15 protein-coding genes are annotated in these 18462 nt (G+C 58.0%); 13 read left to right on the top strand and 2 right to left on the bottom strand.

The annotated features are described in order from the left end of the window. From AC1DYX_RS14865 to AC1DYX_RS14845, 5 genes are all read left to right on the top strand, one after another. The coding region (locus AC1DYX_RS14865; protein ID WP_477260052.1) for a glycosyltransferase family 4 protein at positions 1-819 on the top strand (819 nt) is incomplete at its 5' end. A gap of 95 nt (positions 820-914) precedes the next feature. After that, entirely contained in the window at positions 915-2096 is a 1182-nt protein-coding gene (locus AC1DYX_RS14860) for a Wzz/FepE/Etk N-terminal domain-containing protein (protein ID WP_477260050.1), read from the top strand. 11 nt (positions 2097-2107) lie between these two features. After that, entirely contained in the window at positions 2108-3412 is a 1305-nt protein-coding gene (locus tag AC1DYX_RS14855; protein WP_477260048.1) for a hypothetical protein, read from the top strand. Then, on the top strand, positions 3409-4143 hold the full coding sequence (locus AC1DYX_RS14850) for a glycosyltransferase (protein ID WP_477260046.1): 735 nt from the start codon (positions 3409-3411) through the stop codon (positions 4141-4143). Before AC1DYX_RS14855 ends, AC1DYX_RS14850 begins: the two co-directional genes overlap by 4 nt. Before the next feature lie 40 nt (positions 4144-4183). Continuing rightward, positions 4184-5143: a glycosyltransferase gene (locus tag AC1DYX_RS14845; protein WP_477260044.1), complete on the top strand. Its 960-nt coding sequence runs from the start codon at positions 4184-4186 to the stop codon at positions 5141-5143. A gap of 90 nt (positions 5144-5233) precedes the next feature. Here the strand turns inward: AC1DYX_RS14845 and wbaP are convergent, their stop codons facing one another. Continuing rightward, complete coding sequence (wbaP, locus tag AC1DYX_RS14840; protein WP_477260042.1) at positions 5234-6721, bottom strand: undecaprenyl-phosphate galactose phosphotransferase WbaP; 1488 nt, start codon at positions 6719-6721, stop codon at positions 5234-5236. Positions 6722-7278: 557 nt separating this feature from the next. On the opposite strand from wbaP, the gene AC1DYX_RS14835 reads away from it, so the two are divergent. The 5 genes from AC1DYX_RS14835 (at position 7279) to rfbC (ending at position 13564) form a co-directional block, all read left to right on the top strand. After that, the gene (locus tag AC1DYX_RS14835; protein WP_477260039.1) at positions 7279-10074 is read left to right on the top strand and encodes a YjbH domain-containing protein; all 2796 of its coding nucleotides are present in this window, start codon (positions 7279-7281) and stop codon (positions 10072-10074) included. Positions 10075-10168: 94 nt separating this feature from the next. After that, the gene (gene rfbB / locus AC1DYX_RS14830; protein WP_477260037.1) at positions 10169-11227 is read left to right on the top strand and encodes a dTDP-glucose 4,6-dehydratase; all 1059 of its coding nucleotides are present in this window, start codon (positions 10169-10171) and stop codon (positions 11225-11227) included. After that, on the top strand, positions 11228-12115 hold the full coding sequence (rfbD, locus tag AC1DYX_RS14825; protein ID WP_477260035.1) for a dTDP-4-dehydrorhamnose reductase: 888 nt from the start codon (positions 11228-11230) through the stop codon (positions 12113-12115). It begins immediately after the preceding gene. A 9-nt stretch (positions 12116-12124) separates the two neighbouring features. Then, positions 12125-13003, top strand: coding sequence for a glucose-1-phosphate thymidylyltransferase RfbA (gene rfbA / locus AC1DYX_RS14820; RefSeq protein ID WP_477260033.1), 879 nt, complete (start codon positions 12125-12127; stop codon positions 13001-13003). Between the two features lie 9 nt (positions 13004-13012). Continuing rightward, on the top strand, positions 13013-13564 hold the full coding sequence (rfbC, locus tag AC1DYX_RS14815) for a dTDP-4-dehydrorhamnose 3,5-epimerase (protein ID WP_477260031.1): 552 nt from the start codon (positions 13013-13015) through the stop codon (positions 13562-13564). 306 nt (positions 13565-13870) lie between these two features. On the opposite strand, the gene AC1DYX_RS14810 is transcribed toward rfbC, so the two are convergent. Continuing rightward, positions 13871-14182 carry a hypothetical protein gene (locus tag AC1DYX_RS14810; protein WP_477260029.1) on the bottom strand — a complete coding sequence of 104 codons (312 nt, stop codon included), beginning with the start codon at positions 14180-14182 and terminating at the stop codon, positions 13871-13873. Between the two features lie 325 nt (positions 14183-14507). Between AC1DYX_RS14810 and AC1DYX_RS14805 the strand changes: the two genes are divergently transcribed. From AC1DYX_RS14805 to AC1DYX_RS14795, 3 genes are all read left to right on the top strand, one after another. Continuing rightward, entirely contained in the window at positions 14508-15827 is a 1320-nt protein-coding gene (locus AC1DYX_RS14805) for a sulfatase-like hydrolase/transferase (RefSeq protein ID WP_477260027.1), read from the top strand. A gap of 139 nt (positions 15828-15966) precedes the next feature. Then, positions 15967-17151, top strand: coding sequence for a flagellar biosynthesis protein FlhB (gene flhB / locus AC1DYX_RS14800; RefSeq protein WP_477260025.1), 1185 nt, complete (start codon positions 15967-15969; stop codon positions 17149-17151). 102 nt (positions 17152-17253) lie between these two features. Beyond that, the coding region (locus tag AC1DYX_RS14795; protein WP_477260023.1) for an FHIPEP family type III secretion protein at positions 17254-18462 on the top strand (1209 nt) is incomplete at its 3' end.

Here is an 18462-nt window from a genome sequence, read left to right as displayed (position 1 = left end):
CCTTTGGTGTATATCGCGCATAACGTCGAAAGCGCAGTCCTGGACCAGGCTGCAGCGCGCTTGCCAGCTTTCTCGTTGCGTCGCCTGGTCGCGCGTATCGAAGCTGCGCGCATGCGCCGTGTCGAAACGGAACTGCTGACGCTGTCCACCAGGGTAGTCCTGATAGGTGCTGCCGACGCGGCACTACCGGCCATGCAGCAGGTGGCGGCAAAAGTCGTGCTATGGCCAGAATTGCCACAACTGAAAACGCCGCAGTGGAGCTATCCCGGCGGTAAGCGCTTGCTCTTCGTCGGATCAGCCAAGTATTTCCCCAATAAGGATGCAATTGAATGGCTGGTCGAACGTTTACTGCCGGCCCTGCTGGCGCTTGATCAGGATATTACGCTGGATATCGTCGGCACCAGTTCGGAAGAAATGCGTCCAAGCTCCGTTCCAGAGGGGGCGACTTTCCATGGCTTCGTGTCAGACCAGATGCTGGATCAATTGCACCGCACGGCGGCTCTGTTCCTGTGCCCGGTGGTCCTCGGCGCTGGCATCAAGATCAAGATGCTTGAGGCGGCTTCCTACGGTTTGCCCTCCGCCGCAACTGCGGAATCCCTGGCCGGCATTGACTTCCTGACAGGTATTGCCCTGCGCATCGATCGCGACGTTCCCGACCAGGCAGCGCGCGCCATCGCCGCCTTGCTGGCCGATCGGGCCCGTCTGGAGGCGCTTGGGGCCGCCGGCATCCGTGCTCTGACTTCGACGATTGCTGCGCGGGCTTCGCTGCTTGACCATGCGCGCGCGGTACTGCCGGCTGACGTTTCCGCTTTTAAATAAAGTCAGGTAACATAGCGTGCTTAATCCCGTTCCGCTGGCGCGTACCCTTACTTTCTACAGGTCCGGCAACCCGCCTGCGCCTGCGGATACATCAATTGTCCATCGATGCGCCTGTCCAAGTGAAGTACGCCAGTATGTCCTATAACACTGCGCTCGCACAGGAAGAATTCAGCTTGTTAAAATTGCTGATTTTTCTTGCGCGCTACAAAAAGTTCATCGCTGCGTTCTCGTTTGCCGGCATGGTGTTTGCGCTCGTGTGGAGTTTCGTGCGGCCGGATGAATACATCGCCAGCGCTAAATTGTTGCCTTCGCAAGGGGCGCAGATCAGCTTGCTGGCACTGGCGTCGGACTTCGGCGTGACGGGCAGAGGCAGCGCAATCGCCGGCGGGAAGACGCCCGCGACTTTTTATGTTGGAATCCTCAAAAGCAATACTGTTGTCGACGCCTTGATCGTACGGTTTAATCTGGAAAAAATGTATGGCACCAATTCCCGCGAGAACGCGCGCAGGATGCTGAGGGACCGTACGACCGTCGTCGCTGGAAAGGATGGTTTCATCGAGATTACCGTAGAAGATAGCGACCGCGAACGCGCTGCCGGCTTGGTTGATGCCTATATCGCTGAACTGAACCGTGTGGCGCGCCGTGCCGAGGTCAACGTGGCGGCACAGCAGCGGCAGTTTTTTGCGAAGGAACTGGTGACCGCGGGCCAGAACGTCGCCGCCGCGGAGCAAGCGCTTCATCAGGAGATGGAGCGGCACGGCATGGCGAGTGCGGTCGACAGCGCCAACGCCATCGCCGGCAACATCGCCAGCCTGCGTGCGCGAATCTCCGAACAGAATGTAAAGATCGATGCTGTCAGTGGCTTTCTGAGTGGACAGAATCCAGAATATATGCGAGCCCGGCATGAGCTCGAGAGTTTGCAAGCGGCGCTCGCCAAATTGTCTAGCGGCACTGGGATCGACGACGTGAACGACGCCAAGGCCGCTGGCGCGTCCGCCGCGACGCAATTGGTGCGAAATCTGAATGATTCACGGCAAATTTACGATCTGATTGCCGTGCGACATGAACTGGCGCGAATGGTTCTTGCGCAAGACGTAGCAATCATACAGGTGCTCGATCCGGCTGTTGTACCGGAGGTACCACCGAGCCAAGAACGCCTTCTAAATGTCTTGAGGTCGGGATTGGCGGCAGCGATCCTGGCCATCTCTGGGTGTTTTGTTGCTGAAGCGAGACGCGTGATGCAAGTTCGGGCCCCTGGCCCCATGCCCGTCCGATAACCCACCAGTTGATGCTCCATTCAACTGCAATTCATAAAACTGTATGGCCGATGTCGCCTGAATCGTTTTTACTACGCGCGCTGCGCATCTTGCCTCTGCTGTGGATTATATTGATCTGCAGCGTCGATCTGGACGTGCACCTTGTGACCCAGGTTAGCTTGGTCATTGTCGGCCTGCTGTTCGTCGTGTACCGGTGCGACCTGACTAACGCCTGGGTGGCGTTTACGGTGCCGTGGTTCATGATCCTGGTTTTCGGCACGCTCGGAATTTCTGAATACAGCCGCGACGTCACTCCACGCACGATTACTGTCGTGGTATCGCTGATTGCGATTGCCGCGGCATTTATTCCCCCGGTGCGTCTGCCGGTGGCGCTGGGCCGCCGTGACGACGCTGTCGCCAGGCCAGGACGCTTTCGCGCTTTGGTGAGTGTATTGCTGTCGCTGGCTGTGCTCAACGTCGCGGTAGCAGGTTATATACCGTTGATTCATTTGTTGTTGACTGGAGACAGCGGCTACATGACTTTCGGCATCAAAGGGGTCTACGGTTTTTTCAATGCTTTCGCCAACGCACTTGGCATTACCGCGTTTTATCTCTGGATGATCGAACGCAAGGCCCTCTACCGGAATGTTTTTTTTCTCGTAATCTGCATCTTTTTGTTTTTTATGACGCGCCAGAACATTATTTCGTTGCTGGTGGAATCGTTCGTCGTCTTCAACTTGATATGCAAGCGCGTCACCACCACCCGCATCGTCGTGATGGCCTCGATCACGCTGTTCCTGTTCGGTGTGATTGGTGACATACGCGTCGGCAAGGATATTACCGACTTGGCGAAGATTACGGATCAATACAGATGGGTGCCAAAGGCGGGAATCTGGATGTATGCTTACTTTTATTTCAATCTTCTGAACCTGGATAATGCTGTCAATGCCGGGCCGCCTTACCTCGATTTCAGTTCGTTCTCGCAAGTCATTCCGTCGTTCCTGCGGCCGGCTTCGGACCATGCCGAAGACCTGCTTGAAATATCCCAATTCACCGTCGGCTCCTTTGTTACGCCACTGTACCGTGATCTCGGCATCATCGGCCTGTGGCTGATTTTTTTCTGCTTTTGCCAAGGGATCGAAGCGTACAGGAAACGGGTGCGGGGCGAACGCACTTTCGTCGCCATTACCAGTTATTCCGTCATGTATTTCTGTTTCATGTTTTCCTTTTTCGAAAACTTCTTCTTTTACCTGCCGGTCATTTTCCAGCTGTTTTTCTTGTACGTATTTAAGAAATATCTGTTTGTGGCAGACGCCGATCAAAGGACATCCGCATGACACGAATTGCCGTATGTCTGGCTTCTTATCAGGGCGCAGCCTACATCGCGGAGCAGATCAGCTCAATCGTGCCGCAGCTGCTTCCGGGCGATAAGATCTACTTGTCCGACGATGGGTCGGGCGATGAGACCGTCGCGATTGCCACTTCGCTGTCCCATGACGTCATCGTCGTCGCCACTTCACGCGTCGGTGGTGTGGTGCCCAACTTTGAGCGTGCGCTGGCCGCTGCGTACGAAAGTGGCGCCGAGCAGTTCGTACTATGCGACCAGGACGATGTCTGGTTGCCAGGACGCCTTGCGCAAATCCGCAGCGAACTGGCTAAGGCCGACCTGGTCCTGCTGAACGGATTCGTGGTCGATGCACAGTTGGTCCCGCTGGGAGTGACGATTGCCGAAGCGATCGGCGTGCGCCGTGGCTTCTGGCGCAATCTGGGCAAGAACAGTTATATCGGATGCTGCATGGCGTTCCGGCGCGACGTGCTCAGCCTAGCCCTGCCGTTTTACAGTGGGATCCAGTGGCATGACTGGTATCTGGGCCTTCTGGCCGAGCGCTTTTTCGTGGTCAGCCGGGTGCAGGAACCCTCGATGTACTACCGCCGGCACGGCGCAAATCACTCTCCGACGGGCGAAAAATCGCGTTACAGCCTGGGAAAGAAAATTGAAATGCGCATCACGATGCTGCGCGCCGTGCTGTTTGCGAGCCGGCGTCGTCCGGCGAGAACGTTGGGGTGATCCAGCCCTGCACACAGGTTTAATCAAATTATATTGAAATATGGCATCAGTAGCAGAGCAGCAAGACGACAACATCCGTGCGTTGCCGCGGGTGCTAGTTCTCCTGGCAAGTTATAACGGCGCGCCGTGGCTGAGCGAACAGGTCGAATCGATCCTGGCGCAACGCGGGGTCGAAGTCAGCATCCTGATTGGTGACGATTTGTCGAAAGATGTTACGCGCAGCCTAGTCCAGGAAAAATGGGGCAACGATGCGCGGGTCGCACTGCATGCATGGGGCCGGCCGAGCGGCTCGGCCGGCGCCAACTTCAGGCGCCTGTATCGATTTGCAGATCCAGCGGAATTCGATTTCGTCGCGCTGGCGGACCAGGACGACATCTGGGCCGTTGACAAGCTTCAGTCCGCCACTGCTGCGCTACAAACCAGCGGCGCGGCCGGGTATTCCTGTTCGGTGACTTCGTTCTGGCCGGACGGACGCGAGCGCGTAATAGCGCAGCGGCCAGTGACCAGCGGCGGCGATTTCCTGTTCGAAGGCGCGGGGCAGGGTTGCACCTTCGTAATGCCGGCCGGTTTTTTTACGAGGGTACGGACGTTCTGCAACGATCATGCCGACGCGGTCGAAACCCTGCATTACCACGACTGGCTGATTTACCTTCTGAGCCGCGCCTGGGGGCTCAAGTGGTATTTCGACGCGACGCCAAAGATGCGCTATCGCCAGCATGAGGGCAATGAAATCGGTTCGCGCGGCGGTCTGGCGTCGATCAGCAGGCGCCTCGAACTCGTCAGGAATGGCTGGTACCGGAAACAAGTGCTGGCCGCCACGCAGATCTACATGCTGGCCAAACCTGGACCTAATGCCATCCACCGTCTGCGGGGTGTGTTGGGTGCACGCGATTCGGTCGTGCGCCGCGCGAAGCTGGCCTGGTTTTGTGCCTGGAATGGTCGGCGCCGCTTCAGCGACCGTGCGGTGCTGGTGTTCGCGTCTGCGGCTGGCTGGTTGTAAGAAAGGAAGCGGCGGAGCCGGCATTCGGGCACGGCCATGTTTGGTCGGCATGGCGGCGCCCGATCGCGCCGCTTCATTCTAGAGCTACCGTCAATAGGCGCCGTCTCTTCGGAAAATTACTTTTACAGTTCTGAACAGAATAACGATATCGTTGAACAGCGACCAGTTCTTGACATACCAAGCGTCCAGGTAGACACGTGTGTCGTAACTGACGTCGTTGCGCCCGCTAATCTGCCACAACCCGGTAACACCGGGCTTCGCTTCAAGATAATACTCGACCTGATTACCGTAACGTTCGAGCTCGGCGGTCACCACTGGGCGCGGACCGACCAGGCTCATGTCGCCCTTCAGTACGTTCCATAATTGCGGGATCTCGTCCAGGCTGGTTTTGCGCAGGAAGTGACCGATTGGCGTAATCCGGGGGTCATTCTTGAGCTTGAAGTCGCGCTCCCACTCTGCGCGGGCTTCAGTACTGCTGGCCAGCAGCTCCGCCAGCAGTTTGTCCGCATTCGGTGCCATGGTTCGAAATTTATAGCACTTGAACGGCTGGTTGTGCTGCCCGATGCGGGTATGTCCAAAGAAAATTGGTCGGCCAGACTTTCCAACCTTGAACGCGATAAACAGGAAAAGCGGTGAGCCGAGCACGAGGACCGAAATCGAAACAACCAGGTCGAAGCAACGTTTGATCAGGCGAGGGAGTCGACGCGCCAGGTTGTTGCGCATCGTAAGAATCAAAACCTCGTGCGCAAAGAAGTGATTCGCTTCCATGCCATACAGAGGCAAGCCCCGCAGAGCTGGAACCACTTGCACATCGTTGTTGTTGTTTCGGCTCAGTTGCTGAATCAGGTCTTGGTAAGTTTCGATGCCGCCTTGTTCGAGCGCAAACACAACGTGGGGATTGCCGAGTTGGCGAATCGTGTGTGTTGCGTCTTCGCCCAGTGGGATCGACGGGATCAAGGTGCCGAACTTGTCGGTCAACTCATGCTTCAGCTTGTGTTTTCCAGGCGGAATAAGAAACGCCACCAGTCGTAAACCCATTAGCGATTCGCTCTTGAACGCCAGGGCGGTCTCGACCGCATTTTCGCCCCATCCGATAATAACCATTGGGCGCGTCCAACCGCCAAGGGCCATCAATGTTCTCTTGATGAGCCAGCGCAGCATAACCAGCAGAACCGGGGCAGTAGTCCAGGTAAACAGGACGGTGATACGCGAAAATTGGAATTTCGACAGGAATAAAAAGGTTACGTCAAGGGCTGCCACCACTAACGTCACTTGGAGGACATCTTTAATCTCATTCGCAAAAGGTTTTCGTTTCGAATAATGCCCTTTTCCCCAGAATACCGCAGTCGACAATGCCGTCAGCATCAGGTAGATCTCGGCTTGTCCCAAACTGAGTACGGGCTTCCACACATCCGCGGAAGAAATGGAAGTGCCGTGAAATGGCGCAGCCATAATCGCGGCTATTGCAAATGCCAGCGACATCGAAATAAAATCGGTGCAAATCAGTTGCGGTTTTTCAAAGCGGTGACTGCAATACCATTTTGTTTTTGGAAGGAAAATCGATTCTGTCGGTTTCATCTGAATTTGCCGGCTATTACGGCATGCCATCCAAGGAATGAGGGGCGGATAAGGTCATGGGSTGGCCAATAATATGATGCCGGATATCATATAAGCGATCATGAGGTATCCGAGCCGTAGGACTACCAATGCGTGGGGCCGGCCTGCGAGCCCAATGTGTCATTGTATGAATCATAGCGCAGTTGTGCAATGTAAATTTTATGACCGCAACTAAAACACGACAGACACAGATGATGGTCGGGATGGCAACTTATGGCAAACAGGTGGGGAGGCAGATGCTGGTATCTTGGCTTTATTGAACAGATGGATAGATTTGGATAGAATTTTTCCCTGATGAATTCTTTGTGTTCAACCGGCAGTTGATGTTGCGATGAGGATGGCGCTACGGGCGGCATATGGAATAAAGCTTGGCGCTCGCAGTTGCAAATGATAAACTTACTTTTTTGCGTCCGGCAGTTTTGCGCCAGTGCTCTTACCGTTTTCGTTGTCCGTGCTGGGTAGTTGTAGTGCTCAAATTAATCCAAAATTACGCTAAGTATTCATGCTGCGGTTGTCTCGTGCTGGGTGCTGCCCAGGCTTATGCCGCTACTCCCACGCTTCAGGGGCAGTCCGGGTACATCAATATGCCAAGTGCGTGGACCGAACGCGACGGCACATTCAGTACTGGCTACAGCTACGATAGCCCCTATGGGAGCACTTGGGTAAGCGCTACTTTCCTGCCTTTCCTGCAGGTGACTGGGCGTTATGTATCGATCACCGGCTTGCCGGCGTTTGATACCTCAGATCGTTCCTATGGAACCGGCTATGGCCGCTACAAGGATAAGGTCGCCGATGTCAAGCTGCGTTTGCGCGATGAAGGTGGACTGTTGCCTGCGATATCGTTCGGCGCGACCGATCTGCTGGGCACTGAACTGTTCAAGGGGCGGTACCTTGTCGCGTCGAAGTCGTTTGGCACAATGCATAACTTCGAGGCCAGCATTGGTTACGGCAACAAACGGCCAAGCGGTTTGTTTGCCGGTGCGCGCTGGGCGCCTGTTTCGGCGCCGCAATGGGCCGTTGTCGCAGAATATGACGCCAACGATTATCGCAATGATCACCTTGCGCAGCAGAGTGGCGCCGCCCTCCGTAAGAACGGCCCTGCTGTCGGCATTGAATATCGCTGGGGCTGGCTTGGCGCCCAGATCGCCCGGAATCGTGATCACTTCAGCGCCAACGCTTACGTCAGTATTCCCTTCAATCAACGCGAGTTTGTGCCGAAACTCTTCGAGCCGCCGCCTTTCCAGCCCAAGGATGCGCCCGAGCGGGTGACGGCGGTGCAGTGGCAGCAGGACCCAACGGCTGGCTCTGCGCTGGTGGCGGCGCTGATCAAGCAGGATTTCAAGAACGTCCGTGTCGAACTCGACGGACGTACGCTCAAGTTGACCCTGACCAACAATCGTATTTCGAATCTCGGCCGCGCCATCGGTCGGGCCGCCCGGACGGCGCTGGCGTTCGCTCCAGAGGGCACGCGCGCGATCCATGTGACTTACACCCGCCTGGAACAGCCGATCGCGACATACGAATTCGACGATCTGCAACGCCTCAGCGATTATTTTACAGGCTTGGTGGGACGCGATTTGTTCCTGCAGACCGTGAATATTCGTTATGCCGGTCCGGTGGACAAGCCTGCTGACGACCGACAGGATATGCTGGGCGCGATCCAGGGAGACGGTGAGCTGGGTCTGCGTGTCGGGCACGAAGGCGACATCGTCCAAGTCAGCTCCGAAGATCGTGAAGCGAATCGTTTTAAGGTCGTGCCCAAGATTTCGCTTTTCTTCAACGACCCAAGCGGTGCGTTGCGTTACGATTTTTACGCCAACGCCAACTACGATCGGCGCCTGGCTGCTGGCTTGTACCTGAACAGCGATCTCAAGCTGGACGTGCTGGAGAATGTCTCAGRCGTGAAGCAACGGTCAAACAGCCTGCTGCCGCACGTTCGCAGCGACGTGGCCGACTACAAGCGTGGCGACCGACTCAAGCTGAACCGCTTGTTGCTGAATCAGTATCTGAATCCGGAAGAGCGCATTTATGCCCGCCTTTCCGCTGGACTTTATGAGGAGATGTATCGCGGCTTCGGCAGCCAGGTACTGTATCTGCCGAAGGACAGCCGTTGGGCTATCGATCTCAGTGTCGACGCGCTGCAGCAGCGCGGCTTCAAGGGCTGGTTCGACAAGCGCGATTACCGGACCGTGACTGCACTGGGGGCGCTCCACTATCGCCTGCCTTACGACATCACGGCGACAGCACGGGTTGGGCGCTTCCTCGCGCGGGACGACGGCGTGCGCTTCGAGTTCAAACGTCGCTTCCAGTCGGGCATCGAATTGGGCGCGTGGTACACCAAGACCAACGGTCACGACATCACCACTCCGGGCTCGCCAACCAGTCCGTATAACGATAAGGGTGTGTTCCTGTCGATACCGCTCAATGCCATGTTGCCGCTCGACTCGCAAACGACGGCCGGCTTTGGCATTTCACCATGGACGCGCGACGTCGGCCAGATGGTGGCCAGCCCTGGCGACTTGTACGATATGATCGAGGGGCCGCGGCGCGACATGACTGCATTTGATGGTCTGGGTAATTTTGCCGAGCGAGTCGACGAACGCAATCTACCAGCCGTCAACCCACCTGTACGTCCGATGACGAACCCGTGGCCGGAATTCCGCTGGCGCTTGGAGCAGTCGGCATCGACTACGCCAACGCTGCCGCAATGGGCGAAGGGTGCTGTGCTGGGAGGGGGTGCACTGCTCGGCGGGGTGCTGCTGGACAAGCCAGTCGACCGGTTCATGAAAAAGCACCAGGCGTCGCGCGCCCTGCGTGCCTGGGGCGACTTCGGCAAGGATTTGCCATTCGTCTTGGCCGGCGGTGCAGGTGCCGCGTTCCTTCTCGGCGATGCCCGCATGCAGAACATGGGTCTGATTTCGCTGGAATCAATTGCCGGTGCGGGGGCGCTGTCGGTCGGCGCCAAGAACGTGGCCCGCCGCGCTCGCCCGTATGAGGACGTTGGTACCTGGGGTAAGGCCACAAGCCGTTCGGATGCGTCGTTCCCATCGAATCATGCGTCGATTGCTTTCGCTGCGGTCACACCGTTCGCCCTGGAATACGATGCGCCATGGCTGTATGGCTTGGCTGCTATCGGATCGTTGGGTCGTACAGCCAACCGCCAGCATTGGGTATCGGACGTTGTTGCAGGCGGCGTGATTGGTACGGCGGTCGGCGGATGGTTGTGGCAAGCGCAGCGCGGCAACACTGGCTCGACCTTTGGTGTCACGCCGGGGCAACGCCAGATCGGTGTAAGCTGGAGCGGTACTTATTGAATATTGATGTGCTCCCGGGCTAGCGCCGACGGTTGGCTCGGCCGGGAGAGTGTCTCACGTCATTCCGGTCATCAAATTTAATACGGAGTAGAAGATGATTTTAACAACCGGCAGCGCCGGCTTTATTGGTAGTAACTTTGTACTGGACTGGTGCTTAACGTCCGGCGAGCCGGTCGTCAACCTTGACAAGCTGACCTATGCCGGCAACCTCGAAAATCTTGCCAGCCTGAAGGACGATCCACGCCACATCTTCGTGCAGGGTGATATCGGCGACTTCGAACTGGTCGGCGCACTGCTGAAAGAACACAAGCCACGCGCCGTGATTAACTTTGCTGCCGAAAGCCACGTCGACCGGAGCATCTCCGGGCCGGAAGACTTCATCCAGACCAACGTGGTCGGCACGTTCCACTTGCTGCAGGCGGTGCGTGCTTACTGGAGCGAACTGTCGGACGACGAGAAAGCTGCGTTCCGCTTCCTGCACGTGTCCACCGACGAGGTCTACGGCTCGCTGGCCAAGGACGATCCGGCCTTCCGCGAAACCAACCGCTACGAGCCGAACAGCCCGTACTCGGCTAGCAAGGCAGCCAGCGACCACCTGGTGCGCGCCTACCACCATACATATGGTCTGCCGGTGCTGACTACAAATTGCTCGAATAATTACGGTCCGTATCACTTCCCGGAAAAATTGATTCCGTTATGCATTCACAATGCGCTGGCCGGCAAGCCGCTGCCGATCTACGGCGACGGTCAACAAGTCCGCGACTGGCTTTATGTGAAGGACCACTGCTCGGCGATCCGGCGGGTGCTCGAAGCCGGTCGGCTGGGCGAGGTCTATAATGTCGGAGGCTGGAACGAAAAGGCGAACCTCGACGTGGTGCGTACCCTGTGCGCGATCCTCGACGAACTGCGTCCGCGTGCGGACGGCCAGTCGTACGCGACCCAGATTACGTACGTGACCGACCGTCCTGGGCATGACCGCCGTTATGCGATCGACGCGACCAAGCTTGAGCGCGAACTGGGCTGGAAGCCGGCCGAGACGTTCGAGACCGGCATCCGCAAGACAGTGCAGTGGTATCTCGACAATCAGGAATGGGTCCAGCACGTGACGAGCGGCRGCTATCGTGACTGGGTCGGCCAACAATACGGTGCCTGAATGAAGATTCTCCTGACTGGCAAGAACGGCCAGCTCGGCTTCGAATTGCAGCGCGCACTGGCACCGCTCGGCGAAGTCGTTGCCGTCGGTACGCAAGACTGTAATTTGGCCGATGCGGACGCGTTGCGCGAGCTCGTGCGGCGGGTCGCGCCGGACGTTATCGTCAATCCAGCAGCCTACACGGCCGTTGACAAGGCTGAATCCGATGCGTTAACGGCGCACGCCGTCAACGCCGCCGCCCCGGCCGTTCTAGGCGAGGAGGGGGCAAAGTTGGGGGCGCTGGTGCTGCATTATTCGACCGATTATGTATTCGACGGCACGAAGCAGAGTGCCTATACGGAAGAGGATGCGCCGGAACCGCGAAGCGTCTACGGCCGCACGAAGCTCGAGGGCGAGCAAGCTCTGGCCGAGGCCAATCCACGCCATCTGATCCTGCGCACGAGTTGGGTCGTCGGCGCGCACGGCGGCAATTTCGTCAAGACCATGCTGCGTTTGGCGGGTGAGCGCGAGAAACTTGCTGTCGTCGCGGACCAGTTCGGCGCACCGACCTCGGCCGCACTGCTGGCGGACCTGAGCGCCCACCTCGTGCGCGCGTACGCGAGCGCTGGCGACATGAACTTCCCGTATGGGACGTATCATGTGGCGGCCAGCGGCGAGACGAGCTGGCACGGCTACGCGCAATTCGTGATCGGCGAGGCGCTGGCGGCCGGCAAGACGCTGAGGGCGACCGTCGACGCCGTTGCGCCGCTGGCCACTGAGCAGTATCCCACTCCCGCCAAACGTCCCCTGAATTCGCGGCTCGACACGACCCGATTCCGCACGACATTCGGCCTAGTCCTTCCGCCGTGGCAGGAAGGCGTGCGCCACGTGCTCCAGCAAATCCTGTGAGAGGCAGCCATGATCCAAACCAAACGTAAAGGCATCATCTTGGCCGGCGGCTCGGGCACGCGGTTGTATCCGGTCACGCAGGCCGTCAGCAAGCAGTTGATGCCGGTCTATGACAAGCCGATGATTTACTATCCGCTCAGCACGCTGATGTTGAGCGGCATCCGCGACGTGCTCATCATCAGTACGCCGCAGGACACGCCACGCTTTGCCGACCTGCTCGGTGACGGTAGCCGCTGGGGCATGAACATCCAGTACGCCGTGCAGCCCTCGCCGGACGGCTTGGCTCAGGCCTTCATCATCGGCAAGGATTTCGTCGGCAATGACCCGAGCGCTCTTGTGCTTGGCGACAATATTTTCTACGGCCACGATCTAGTGAAGCAATTGCACAGCGCTAATGAGCGCTTGGACAGTGCCACCGTGTTCGCTTACCACGTGCACGACCCGGAACGCTATGGTGTCGTCGAGTTCGACGCCGGGCAGCGCGCGCTGAGCATCGAAGAAAAGCCGAAGGCGCCGAAGTCGTCGTATGCCGTGACTGGTCTGTATTTCTATGACAACGACGTGTGCAACGTGGCGGCCGATATCAAGCCGTCGGCGCGGGGCGAACTGGAGATTACGGACGTCAATCGCTGCTATCTGGAGCGCGGCAAGCTGAACGTCGAGATCATGGGCCGTGGTTTTGCCTGGCTCGATACCGGTACGCACGACAGCCTGCTGGAGGCCGCGAGCTTCATTGCAACCCTGCAGAAACGGCAGGGGTTGCAGGTGGCGTGCCCGGAAGAGATCGCGTATCGCCAGGGCTGGATCGGCGCCGCCGACCTGCAGAGGCTTGCGGTGCCGCTAGCCAAGAATGGCTACGGTGCTTATCTTTTGAACCTGTTGAAATAAGTCGAGTTTATGCCGTTTACCGTTACCCCGACCGCCATACCCGATGTGCTGGTGCTGGCGCCAAAAGTCTTTGGCGATGCACGCGGCTTCTTTTTTGAAAGCTTCAATGCCCGTGATTTCGCTCAGGCGACCGGCATCGAGGCCCAGTTCGTGCAGGATAATCACAGCAAGTCGACCAAGGGCGTACTGCGTGGCCTGCATTACCAGATCCAGCATCCTCAGGGTAAGCTGGTGCGGGTCACCCAGGGAAGTGTGTTCGACGTCGCGGTGGACTTGCGCAAATCGTCGTCGACCTTCGGCCGCTGGGTCGGCGTGGAACTGAGTGCGGACAATCATCGCCAGCTCTGGGTGCCGCCGGGATTCGCGCACGGGTTCGTCGTGCTGAGCGAATCCGCAGAGTTTCTGTACAAGACGACGGATTACTGGTATCCGGAGCACGAGCGCAGCCTGTTGTGGAACGATCCGGCCATCGGCATCGAATGGCCTATCGATTTCGTGCCGCAGCTAGCGGCCAAGGACCAGGCCGGCAAGTTGTTGACGCAGGCCGAGGTGTTCGACTGAGCGCAATGTAGTGCCTCTTCTTCCGCGCAAGCCGGTAACGGCAGCGAGCGCGTTCATGCCGTTCAGCTGAGTATGAACGGCATTTTTTATTTTGCCGCTGTGAACGTAGCGCATTTGGGCGAAAGACCGCTCAGGCTTCCGAAAAACGGACGGCCCGGGCGCATTTGCGGCCGGGCCGTCAAGGCAACGTCAAAGCGCTATGCCATCCGGATGGTCAAGAATCACTTGACTGAACAGCATTACCGCGAGCGCGGCCGTTTACCTTCGCAATTGTCTGCAATGGGACGCGCAGGCGCCCGGTTGCGATCAGTGGTGCGTGGTGGTCGAGTGAGTCGTGGTCGTACCGTTGTCCGAAGAGGCGGCAGCCACGACGGCGACAGCAGTACCAACGGCGATCAGAGCACCGGTCGACATGCCGGCGATGGAGCTGGTGCCCAGGAAGCCGCCCGAAGAGGTCGTGCTTGCCGTGGCGCCGGTGCTCGAAGCGGTGCTCGAGGCCGAACCAGCCTGGCTGGAAGCGGAATTCGTACCTGCGTTGGCGCTGGTAGCGGCTTCTTGAGCGAATGCTTGGGCCGACAGCAGGCTCAGGATTGCGCTCATAACGAGGAATTTCTTCATTGGTAATCCTTTTTGTTTCGATTGAAGGGGCGCTAACATCATACATCTGTTGCATCATAATTATAACTATGAATCAATGGTTTGATGGATTCTTTTGACTTTATCTGCAAACAAAGTGTCAGAAATGTTGTTTCATGGAAACATTTTGCTTGTTGCGCCACAATGTGTACACCGCATCAGGCAGTGCACCTCGGCGCTCTCTATCAAGTTCGGAAGCAACTTCGTGAGGGTGGATTTACTCAGAAGTAGTGAAATTTTCGGGACTTGCCGTTGCATATGAGCACATGACACCATTTTTCATATGATGCAATGCTAAAATGCGGATATGTTGCTTTCCGCTCGTTCCCGCATTTTGTCGCTCACATGGCTATTGGTACCAACTCTGCTGTGGAGCCTGTTTCTTCATATTCCCGTGTTGTGTATCGATCCGCTGCTTTTGCCGGCGATAGAGCGACGTGTCCAACCGAAATTTGTTGTTTTTGGCCGTTTGATCTGGGTTGTCGTATTTGCGATGACCTTGCTTATGTCCTGGAACATTTTTCCGCGTACGTATTTGTTCTATCTGCATGAAGCCTTGCCGTTTACGCCACGGTTCGTCTTATGGACGCTGGGCATTGCTGTTGTCCTGCTTATATGGTTTTCCCTATTATCGGACATCCTGCGGAAGATGGGAGGTTGGTATACATGGATATTTCCAATTGGCGTCATCGTGGTTGTAATGAAAGTAGCAGCCGTGCTTGGCGTTGTTTATGCACCTTCGATTCGGCAACACATCAAGTCGCCGGCGCTCTGGAGCGCTCGTATACTACTTTCCGCTGTGGGGGCAAGCAAAAATAAGGCGGGAAATGTTACCGAAACTCGGGAAAATACGTTTTACTCTTTTGCGCAACAGCAGGTGCCATTGCCTCCCCAGATCATCCTCATGCTCGTCGAGTCTTGGGGGGAGAAACAGGAGACCCTCGCCGCCATGGCTGGCGACATTCAAAATCAAGGGTTTCAGATCAAGAAATTCGGCTTCGCTTCTTATCGCGGCTCAACTTTGAGCGGCGAGTTTCGGGAACTGTGCTCGAAGTACGTCCAGCCTTCCGGTGAGTTGATGGATGGGATGGAGGGTTTGCGATGCGCTCCTCAATACCTTTCCGACAAGGGCTATCAAACGATTGGCGTCCATGGATATCAAGGATCTTTTTATGCGCGTAGTACATTCTGGACGCGCTTCGGCATCAAAAACCGGGTATTCGGTGACAAATTGCAGAACCAGCCTCACTGTCCTGGCCCTTTCCCGGCGGCGTGCGATGAAAATCTGATTCAACTCAGCATTGACATGCTGGATAATTCTGTAAAACCGGCGTTTCTTTACATTTTGACTATATCGAGCCATGAGCCGGTCGATCCTGCGGCGCTGGATCGTGGCGGTAAGTACTTCAATGAACTCAAGGTGGATCACCCGACACAAATAATAACAAGGAGAGCAATTTCTGCGCTTGCGGCACGCCTTCAGGAGCGGAAATCGTCGGGGTGTACGCTCGTCTATATCGCTGGCGATCACCAGCCTCCTTCTGCTTCGGGGCAGGGGGATATCTTCAAGGCGGGGAAAGTGCCTTACCTGGTGTTCACTCAAAATTGCCCGGCAACCCAGAAATAAGCTGTAGCGGACTTGTCGATTTCTCGGAAAGCATACGTTTCGCCAGCCTTTTCGGTCGATGGCGCGCTTGCGGCGTCTGAAATAATCCTGATGTGAAACGAACCGGCCGCGGTGCGTCGGCATTACCAAGGGGCAATGAATGGCAGAGGACAGCGACGCCGAACGGACCGAACCAGCGTCAGAAAAACGGCTGAGGCAAGCGCGCGAAGAAGGCGATATTCCCCGCTCGCGCGAAGTGGCCACCTTCACCGTGTTGATGACAGCCGGCGCCGGCCTGTGGATGATGGGCGGCGGCCTCGTCGACAAGCTCTCGTCCGTGCTGGAGCGCGGGCTGTCGCTCGACCGCGAGCAGGTCTACAACCCCAACGTGCTCATCGAGCGGATCGCCGCCGACGTCGGCGGCGTGTTGCTGGCCTGCCTGCCGCTGGCAGGCGCCGTCATGCTCATGATGCTGGCGTCGCCCATGCTGATCGGCGGCTGGAACTTCAGCGCCAAGGCGTTTGCCCCCAATTTCGCCAAGCTCAATCCGCTACGAGGCCTGGGCAACATGGTGTCCACCAATGCCCTCGTCGAACTGCTGAAGGCCGTCGCCAAGGCCTTGCTGGTCGGCGCGGTGGCGTGGTTCGTCGTGATGAGCCAGAGGGATGCCGTGATCGGCCTCGTCACCGAGCCTTTCGGTACGGCTGCGCCGCACCTGGGCAGCTTGCTCGCGAAGGCGTTCCTGACGATGGTTGGCGCTTTAGGCGCCATCGCCATCCTCGACGGACCGTACCAGATGTGGCATTACGCCGACAAGCTCAAGATGACGCGCCAGGAAGTCATCCAGGAATCGAAGGAATCGGACGGCAATCCCCAGATCAAGGGCAAGATCCGCCAGATGCAGCGCGAGATGGCGCGCAAGCGCATGATGGCTAATGTGCCGACCGCCGACGTGGTCGTGACCAACCCGACTCACTTCGCCGTCGCGCTGAAGTATGCGGATGGGCAGCGCGGTGCCCCGCGCGTCGTGGCCAAGGGTACCGACGAGGTCGCGGCCAAGATCCGCGAGATCGCGAAGGAGCACAAGGTCGCCATGCTTGAAGCCCCGGCGCTGGCCCGTGCACTGTACAAGCATACGGACATCGACGACGAGATCCCGGAAGCGCTGTACTCGGCCGTGGCCGAAGTGCTGGCCTACGTCTACCAGTTGCGCGCCTACAGCAAGGGTACGCTCGACCAGTATCCGGACCGGCCGAAGAAGCTGCCGGTCCCGCCCGAAATGGACCCGTTCAATCCGGCGTCGCAGAAGGCCGGTCCGAACCCGGGGCCGGATACGCGACATTGAGCTGCCGAAATACACCTGTTTTTCCCGTCTCCTTGGTGAATAGTTTCCGTCAGGCATCAGTCATAATGTCGTGACGATTCGACCCTGTATGACGGAGCTTCAATGAACGGTTTCAAACTGCCGCCCTGGCTGCAACAGATCGGTGCCCGCGGCAATGCGCTGGCGGCGCCAATCCTGATCATCCTGCTGCTGGCGATGATGATCCTGCCGCTGCCGGCGTTCGCACTGGACTTGTTCTTCAGCTTCAACATTGCGATGTCCGTGATCGTGCTGCTGACCGCGCTGTACACGGTCAAGCCGCTCGACTTCATGGCGTTCCCGGCCGTGCTGCTGGTGACGACGATGCTGCGCCTGTCGCTCAACGTGGCGTCCACGCGTGTCGTGCTGACCGAGGGACACACGGGTGGCGCGGCGGCGGGCAAGGTGATCGAGGCATTTGGCCACTTCCTGATCGGCGGCAACTACACGGTCGGTCTCGTTGTCTTCGTCATCCTGACCATCATCAACTTCACCGTCGTCACCAAGGGTGCCGGTCGTATCGCCGAGGTGGGTGCACGCTTCGCCTTGGACGCGATGCCGGGCAAGCAGATGGCGATCGACGCCGACCTGAACGCCGGCCTGATCGGCGAGCAGGAAGCCAAGAGCCGCCGCTCGGAAGTCTCAATGGAAGCGGAATTCTATGGCGCGATGGATGGTGCGTCGAAATACGTGCGCGGCGATGYAGTGGCCGGCATCCTCGTTACTGTCATCAACGTCGTCGGCGGCCTGATCGTGGGCATGGTCCAGCACGACATGGGCTTTGCCGACGCGGTCAAGAACTACACACTGCTGGCCATCGGCGACGGCCTCGTCGCGCAGATCCCGTCGCTGATCATCTCGATCGCGGCCGGTATGGTGGTCTCGCGCGTGGCCAGCGACAAGGACGTAGGCTCCCAGGTCGTCGGCCAGCTGTTCGCGAAACCGGAAGTCATGTACATCACGGGCGGCATCATCGGCGGCATGGGCCTGATCCCGGGCATGCCGAACCTCGTGTTCTTGTTGCTGGGCAGCACGCTGCTCGGCGGCGGTTATCTGCTGGAAAAGCGCCGCAAGAACATGCCGCCGGAAGACGCACAGGGCGCGGCCGGCGGCACGGGATCGGCGGGTTCGCCGGGCGGCGGCGCGGCGGCCACCACGCCGGCCGAGCAGGAAGAGGCGAGCTGGCAGGATGTCATGCCGGTCGACACGCTGGGCCTGGAAGTGGGTTACCGCCTGATTCCGCTCGTCGACAAGACGCAAAATGGCGAACTCCTGAAGCGCATCAAGGGCATC

Source organism: Massilia sp. P2_C2 (genome assembly GCF_056404615.1).
This window is presented reverse-complemented; position numbering and strand designations above follow the sequence as displayed.

Coding starts and splice junctions, on each gene's coding strand:
- AC1DYX_RS14850 (WP_477260046.1), top strand. CDS start 3,409: ATGACACGAATTGCCGTATGTCTGGCTTCTTATCAGGGCGCAGCCTAC.
- rfbC (WP_477260031.1), top strand. CDS start 13,013: ATGCCGTTTACCGTTACCCCGACCGCCATACCCGATGTGCTGGTGCTG.
- AC1DYX_RS14810 (WP_477260029.1), bottom strand. CDS start 14,182: ATGAAGAAATTCCTCGTTATGAGCGCAATCCTGAGCCTGCTGTCGGCC.
- wbaP (WP_477260042.1), bottom strand. CDS start 6,721: ATGAAACCGACAGAATCGATTTTCCTTCCAAAAACAAAATGGTATTGC.
- AC1DYX_RS14855 (WP_477260048.1), top strand. CDS start 2,108: ATGCTCCATTCAACTGCAATTCATAAAACTGTATGGCCGATGTCGCCT.
- rfbA (WP_477260033.1), top strand. CDS start 12,125: ATGATCCAAACCAAACGTAAAGGCATCATCTTGGCCGGCGGCTCGGGC.
- rfbD (WP_477260035.1), top strand. CDS start 11,228: ATGAAGATTCTCCTGACTGGCAAGAACGGCCAGCTCGGCTTCGAATTG.
- AC1DYX_RS14805 (WP_477260027.1), top strand. CDS start 14,508: ATGTTGCTTTCCGCTCGTTCCCGCATTTTGTCGCTCACATGGCTATTG.
- flhB (WP_477260025.1), top strand. CDS start 15,967: ATGGCAGAGGACAGCGACGCCGAACGGACCGAACCAGCGTCAGAAAAA.
- AC1DYX_RS14845 (WP_477260044.1), top strand. CDS start 4,184: ATGGCATCAGTAGCAGAGCAGCAAGACGACAACATCCGTGCGTTGCCG.